We start from the raw sequence: 508 nt of genomic DNA on the forward strand, positions 1-508 counted from the left end.
GACTACTACAAAGACAAGAGTGAGGTCAATGATTCACCACAATTAACAAAAGTCATCATCGGGAAACAGAGAAATGGTCCAGTCGGTACTGTAGAACTAATGTTCCATCCAAAGACCGCAACTTTCTATGATAAAGCCTTTGAGGCTGAGAAATGATTGAAGCCCGAAACCTTACGAGAAAGTTTGGGACTCTCGTAGCTGTAGATAGATTGAATCTTAACATTGCTTCCGGTGAAATATATGGCTTTCTTGGACCAAATGGAGCGGGAAAGACAACTACCATAAAGATGCTCACAGGAATTATCTCTCCTAGTCTGGGAGAGATATTTATCGACGGTCTTGACATGCAAAAGGACCTAATGGAGATCAAGAGGTTGATTTCAGTTGTCCCTGATGAACCAAAGATGTACGAGAATCTAAAGGGGCTGGAATTCGTCAAATTCATTATTGACGTCTATCGGCTCCCAGTGAAGGAAACGCTTAAAAAGCTCAGTAATCTGGCTGAAGC

2 protein-coding genes are annotated in these 508 nt (G+C 41.9%); both read left to right on the plus strand.

The window, feature by feature from the left end:
• Positions 1-156, plus strand: a 156-nt coding sequence (locus tag BG32_RS04910; protein ID WP_310793871.1) for a DnaB-like helicase C-terminal domain-containing protein, incomplete at its 5' end; no start/stop codon positions are given.
• Positions 153-508, plus strand: a 356-nt coding sequence (locus tag BG32_RS04915) for an ATP-binding cassette domain-containing protein (protein WP_121526491.1), incomplete at its 3' end; no start/stop codon positions are given. The genes BG32_RS04910 and BG32_RS04915, both read left to right, overlap by 4 nt.

Source organism: Mesotoga sp. HF07.pep.5.2.highcov (genome assembly GCF_003666285.1).
Lineage (GTDB): Bacteria > Thermotogota > Thermotogae > Petrotogales > Kosmotogaceae > Mesotoga > Mesotoga prima.